The organism is Bacillus proteolyticus, from assembly GCF_001884065.1.
Lineage (GTDB): Bacteria > Bacillota > Bacilli > Bacillales > Bacillaceae_G > Bacillus_A > Bacillus_A proteolyticus.
Genome location: NZ_MACH01000165.1, coordinates 1 through 5,879 on the forward strand (window position 1 = coordinate 1; position 5,879 = coordinate 5,879).

Consider the following 5,879-nt stretch of genomic DNA (forward strand, 5'->3'; position numbering starts at 1 on the left):
ATACATATTGTCTATTAAACCCCTTAGAAGCAAAATTACAATGTGATTCCTTACGGATTCATAAAACGGACCACTTATTCCATCAGTTAAAGTCTCTTTCGAGATTTTATAGCGAACTGGATGGAGAATTATCGATGATTCGTAGTCGTATGCACAAAGTAATTCAATTAACATTTCCTGAATTAGAAAAAATGTTCACTAGTAAATCGGATCTATTTTTAAATTTTGTTTAACTATTTCCCCATCCAGATTGTGTTTTAAATCTTTCTAAAACAATCATAAAAAATCGTATTCGTGCCAATACCAATAAAAAAATATCAACTATCATGGCAGAGAAAAAGGCAATTCAAATACTTGAAATAGCGAAAAATTCCTATCCAGCCGTTTCACAAAATGATGTCCTATGTGATCAACTCAAGGTATACGCAAGGCGTTATCAAGAACTTCTTCATCAAAAGGAACATTGCATTAACAAGATGGTACATCTTGCCGAACAACGTGCAGAATAAAGTATCATTTTGAGCCTTCCTGGAATTGGGCCAAATACAGCTGTACGTTTAATGGCTGAAATAGGAGATATTACTCGTTTTGCGAATAACAAGCAATTGAATGCATATGCCGGTATTGATATACGTCGCTTTCAATCCGGTAAAACTTTTTATAAAGATAAAATTAATAAACGTGGAAATAAACATTTACGAAAACTACTTTTCCTGATTATCCAAAACATGATTAAACAACGGCGTTACGGGCGAAATCACATTATAGAGTACTACGATAAATTAAAAACGCAACCCTATAACAAATGTCATAAAGTTGCGTCCATTGCGTGTGTGAATAAGTTACTGAAGCTTCTCTTTCATCTTATTACACACGATATACACTATGATTATCGGTTAACGGCCTAATATCATAGTTTTATTCATCATATCATATCTCCCCCTAGTAAAAAAAAAGAATCATATTAGGGGTATTTAGTATGCGTTATACGTGGATACATGTGTGATATAGATTTTTGGTACTCAATCCATCAAAAATCTATAGGTTGACTAATCGTAAGAAAAGCATACCTGGTGGTATGCGACTTAGACAACAAAAGTACTTGAATAAAATAGTAGAACAAGATCATCGCTTTATAAAGAGGCGAATTCGTTCTATGCTAGTTTACAAAGTTTTTAACATAAAAATTTCGATTGTACAAAAGGGTCAACTTTTAGACAGGCAAACAGAACATTTATGTTCGTTTGTTTTGTTAGGCCTTAAATCGAATTGCAACTACATTCTTTGTATTTAATAAGTAGTGATTCAAAAAACCCATAAACAAAAAAAGAGTGCTGTGAAGAAACGCACTCATTCAAAGGACTTTACCAATCCTTACGCTTATCACAATCACAGTCACGATCATGATTACGTCTACGACGACATTCATCACAATCACAGTCGCGATCACGTCTACAACGACGGTCATCACAATCTCTATGTCTGCGTCTGCAGAACATTAAATCATCCCAAAATCTATTACAATCTCTGCAATGTCTGAAATTACAATTACATCCCATAAATATGATTACCTCCTTTTAACAATAGAATTCCTCATATTCTATGCTAAAAAACAAAAATAGCTTGTTTATTAGTCTACTTTCTGCATTTTAAAGTAATAATATTATTATCTAATCTTTAAGTCTCAAATCTATTTCACTCCTTATCTTTCCTTAACAACAAACAAGACGCCACCCAAATCACGGCAGCGCCTACGATAATTGCTATACACTTAATCAAACACATTTATCCTCACATTATTTATTTCTTTGCTTCCATACCACATTCTGTCTTAACAAGTTACAATGGGACAGTTAACCTTTGCTAACTGTTATTTTGTTAGTATTGTCACCTTTTAATTAGGCACTCATATATTACTATTGAACGAGGACCACAGGGCATTGAACTACCTATCCAAGGGCACTTTTCGCAGTGCTCTTTTTGGTTTAATATCAAATAGCGTTTTTATTGAAAAATCACTTTGATTCACTTTGTTCATGGTATAATATGTATAATTATTTTTCGGAGAAAGGATCACACAATGAAGGAATACTTTGGTTTCATTTCAATGTTTTTAACTGCATTCTTAATTTTCAATCTGTGTATAGCCGGTCCTTTTTTAATTTTTATACCACTCTCAATTGCTTTAGCTATTTTTGCTCCGAAAGATACAGTTAAAACGTTTGCTTTTGTTGGTTTAATAATTTTAGGTATTTTCTTAGCTTGCATATACATCTTCATTTACTTTATTTAGTGCATAGCTGAAACTCTTCTCCGATGATCCCTTTCTCTAAAATAAGGATTTTATTTAAATTTCCTTCACTACAACATCAGCATCAAATTCACCTTTAACATGTAATGCCATCTTTAACTCTCTATTATTTTCATTCAATTTTATCAATCTATCTGTAATTGCTTTATTAACCTGATTACCATTACTCTTGTAGTTTCTAAGCTCTACCATTGCCTTTTCATTATCCTTAATAGCTTCCCGAAACTGTTCCTGTATATTCATATTCTCTTCCTCTCAAATAACTATTTTGTTAAATTTATGAAATACAATCACTTGCCCATTTCACTTTACACTCCCTCTACATTTATTATTGGTATTAAAATCTTTTCAGAGGTGAAAATATAATGGATGAATTTCTGTCTTCCGCTGCTCTAAACCCAGATTCAATCGGTTCAACAGGGCCTACTGGATCTACCGGAATCACTGGATCTACCGAAATCACTGGACCTACTGGATCTACCGGAATCACTGGATCTACTGGATCTACCGGAATCACTGGACCTACTGGATCTACCGGAATCACTGGATCTACTGGATCTACCGGAATCACTGGACCTACTGGATCTACCGGAATCACTGGATCTACTGGATCTACTGGAATCACTGGACCTACTGGATCTACCGGAATCACTGGACCTACTGGATCTACCGGAATCACTGGATCTACTGGATCTACTGGATCTACTGGATCTACTGGATCTACTGGATCTACCGGAATCACTGGACCTACTGGATCTACCGGAATCACTGGACCTACTGGATCTACCGGAATCACTGGACCTACTGGATCTACCGGAATCACTGGATCTACTGGATCTACTGGAATCACTGGACCTACTGGATCTACCGGAATCACTGGACCTACTGGACGTACTGGACGTACTGGACCTACTGGACCTACTGGACCTACTGGACCTACTGGACCTACTGGACCTACTGGACCTACTGGACCGGGAGCTATAGAATCTGCATTCAGGGCAAATATAGGAACTGAAGAACAATTTACTGTTGCTTTTACCTCTCAAACTGTAAATTTCACAACTGAACTCTTTGATTTTAATAATGAATATGATGGTATAAATACTTTTACAGCCAAACAGGAAGGGGTATACCAAATTAATGCAAATTTGACATTTGAACCTGTATTCGTCCAGCCTTTTGTGGGAATATTAGATTTATTTGTCAATGACACTTCCGTTTATCGAGATATAAAAGACGATGTTACTAGTTTCAGCGTATCCACTATCTACGGATTACATCCAGGTGATACCGTAAGAGTAGTATTTCTTGCTACTATAAAAGGTAGAATTTTAGCTTTACCGACTCCATCAATGCTTAGTTTTTCTGCAGCAAGATTCCCACTTACAAGTCCTATACCTTAAGTTCTTACCATTTTCTATACCCATAATGATAAATGAAAGGGAATTTCTAATAACATAATTTATATAAACAAAAATTCCCTTTCTATATTTTAGAAAGCCTCTTCAAAATTTTTAAATACATGTAGCAATAAATGAATTTGTATTATATTGGCTTAAGTGTTATGGAATTAAAATCATAAAAAAACCAAATACCGTTTAAACAACCTGTAACCACTCATATAAGGTTTGATTCACATCGATATCTATGGTATTGATGTGAATTTTTGAAGTAATTACAAAGGAATCTAAGAGGTCATTTTTTTTAGATTCACAATCATTATTTTGAAGTTTATGTAAAAAAAGAAATAGAAAAAGAAATAGAATCCATTTTTTTAAAAAAATGGATTCTATTTTATTACTTCTTTAACTTAGTGTAATCTATCTTCTCCTGTTAATTGTTCTTCGGCCATTCGAACTAAGCGTTTTGTAATTTCTCCACCGACAGAACCATTTGCACGCGATGATGTATCAGGTCCAAGTGTGACTCCTAATTCGCGAGCAATTTCATACTTCATTTGCTCAATAGCACTTGCAGCAACTGAAATATGAAATTCATTTGCATTATTTTCGTGTCTTTGAATATTCATTGTTGCACCTCCATTATATTTGTATATAACATGTGCTTAATTATGATATTTATACATGAGTTAACTATTTTCTTCTATTTTATTCATTGCAACATATCCGCAAAGGAAGTACCCACATTATTCTTCCGTTTCATATGCTTCTCTAAATAGATTTTTGTTGTTTGGATATTTTCATGCCCCAGCGTTTGCATTAAATGATATAGATCCGCATTTCCTTGTTCAACGGCCATGATTGCAAAAGCATGACGGAATGTATGTGCCGTTACTGGATTCTCACGATACTGCAGAAACTCTAAATTTGTCTTTTTAATCATATCTGTTACCTGGTTCGATAACGTTTTTGAATTATAAAAGTTCCCCCTTTGATTTACAAATAAAGGACTTTCATCTCCTTGATCTAGTACGGTTTGAAACCCTCTTCTTCGTCTCATTTCACAAATACACTGGTACAAATGCTCAGAAATGAAAAGTTCACGCACCTTATCGCCTTTACCCTTTACTTTTAACCAGTACTTTCCGTCATAATGTAAATCTTTTACCCTCGTTGTACACAATTCTTGAATTCTTGCACCTGTACTTGCCAGAGCTAGTAAAATTGTATAGTTTACTACATGCCCTCTTTCTTTATAAAACCCTAAGATTTTCATAACTTCATCATAAGATAAATCCCGATTTGGCCGATCCTGTTCATTTACATTAGCGCGCTGCAGTTCTTCATGAAGAGGTTTTTCGATATAAGCAAATACATGAAGGTGTTTTAAAAAAGAACGAATAAGTACTGTTTTCTTTGCAAGTGTTGCGACTGCATATGTTTCCCCATTACTACCGTTCTCTACCTGCTTCAACCAAGAGTTGTATTTACGAATATGCCAAGGTTGCAATGTTTTTAATAAAGAGGTATTTTGCTGTACCTCTTCCCCATTTAATTCGAAATCTTCTGCATGCTGCACCATGCACTGACAAAATGATAAGATTTCAGATACATAACTCTTTTTCGTATCCTCTTTTCTATTCTTCTTCTCATCCATATCTTTCTGTAAATGTACAAAATGATAAATGACTTCTAAATCGCTTAAATACGTATATTTACTCTTTCCCTCTTTTTCAGCAACCTCCATCTTCTCTTCCACCTTATCTACATAACGATTATTATGCAGGAATGGAACGATATCTCTTATATTCTCTAAATATATACCTATATATTCACTTTGATTATTTATAATGTGTAAATTTTCTCTTCCACTTTTATTATCCATATTTCAAATTCACCTTTCCTATTGAAGATTATGAATATATTACTTTTTATTACCTATACTTATCATTTTATTTCACTTCTATCAATTATACAAATGACAACTCATATTCTTTCTGTAAGAATGCTATATTCTTCTCTATTTACATATACTTATATTTTTTAATAATTTATTAATAAATAGATATCGTTTAATGATTAACTACTCAACTTTTATATTGCTTTTATTATAAAATCAACTATAAAAATTCATTAAAATATAAAGTGAATTACAAATATTATTAAAC

The 5,879-nt window shown here is 33.6% G+C and carries 7 protein-coding genes and 2 pseudogenes; 3 read left to right on the plus strand and 6 right to left on the minus strand.

All coding sequences use genetic code 11. The features are described from left to right. Together BAQ49_RS29795 and BAQ49_RS34380 are read left to right on the plus strand one after the other, a co-directional pair. A pseudogene (locus BAQ49_RS29795) lies at positions 1-908 on the plus strand (transposase); the annotation flags it as partial. A gap of 146 nt (positions 909-1,054) precedes the next feature. Then, positions 1,055-1,198, plus strand: a pseudogene (locus BAQ49_RS34380) (IS6 family transposase); the annotation flags it as partial. Positions 1,199-1,364: 166 nt separating this feature from the next. Here the strand turns inward: BAQ49_RS34380 and BAQ49_RS29805 are convergent. From BAQ49_RS29805 to BAQ49_RS33810, 4 genes are all read right to left on the minus strand, one after another. Beyond that, on the minus strand, positions 1,365-1,559 hold the full coding sequence (locus tag BAQ49_RS29805) for a hypothetical protein (RefSeq protein ID WP_071748230.1): 195 nt from the start codon (positions 1,557-1,559) through the stop codon (positions 1,365-1,367). Between the two features lie 514 nt (positions 1,560-2,073). Beyond that, entirely contained in the window at positions 2,074-2,268 is a 195-nt protein-coding gene (locus BAQ49_RS29810; protein WP_071748234.1) for a hypothetical protein, read from the minus strand. A gap of 79 nt (positions 2,269-2,347) precedes the next feature. Further along, on the minus strand, positions 2,348-2,554 hold the full coding sequence (locus BAQ49_RS29815) for a hypothetical protein (protein ID WP_071748231.1): 207 nt from the start codon (positions 2,552-2,554) through the stop codon (positions 2,348-2,350). Between the two features lie 94 nt (positions 2,555-2,648). After that, on the minus strand, positions 2,649-3,188 hold the full coding sequence (locus BAQ49_RS33810; protein ID WP_244159156.1) for a DUF4573 domain-containing protein: 540 nt from the start codon (positions 3,186-3,188) through the stop codon (positions 2,649-2,651). 271 nt (positions 3,189-3,459) lie between these two features. Between BAQ49_RS33810 and BAQ49_RS33815 the strand changes: the two genes are divergently transcribed. Continuing rightward, positions 3,460-3,714 (plus strand): hypothetical protein, encoded by a 255-nt coding sequence (locus BAQ49_RS33815; protein WP_070144149.1) that lies wholly within the window; start codon positions 3,460-3,462, stop codon positions 3,712-3,714. A gap of 407 nt (positions 3,715-4,121) precedes the next feature. On the opposite strand, the gene BAQ49_RS29825 is transcribed toward BAQ49_RS33815, so the two are convergent. Next, a complete protein-coding gene (locus BAQ49_RS29825) occupies positions 4,122-4,340 on the minus strand; it encodes an alpha/beta-type small acid-soluble spore protein (protein ID WP_071748232.1) in 219 nt (72 codons plus the stop codon). An 83-nt stretch (positions 4,341-4,423) separates the two neighbouring features. Next, a complete protein-coding gene (locus tag BAQ49_RS29830; RefSeq protein WP_071748233.1) occupies positions 4,424-5,596 on the minus strand; it encodes a tyrosine-type recombinase/integrase in 1,173 nt (390 codons plus the stop codon). Positions 5,597-5,879: the final 283 nt, after the last annotated feature.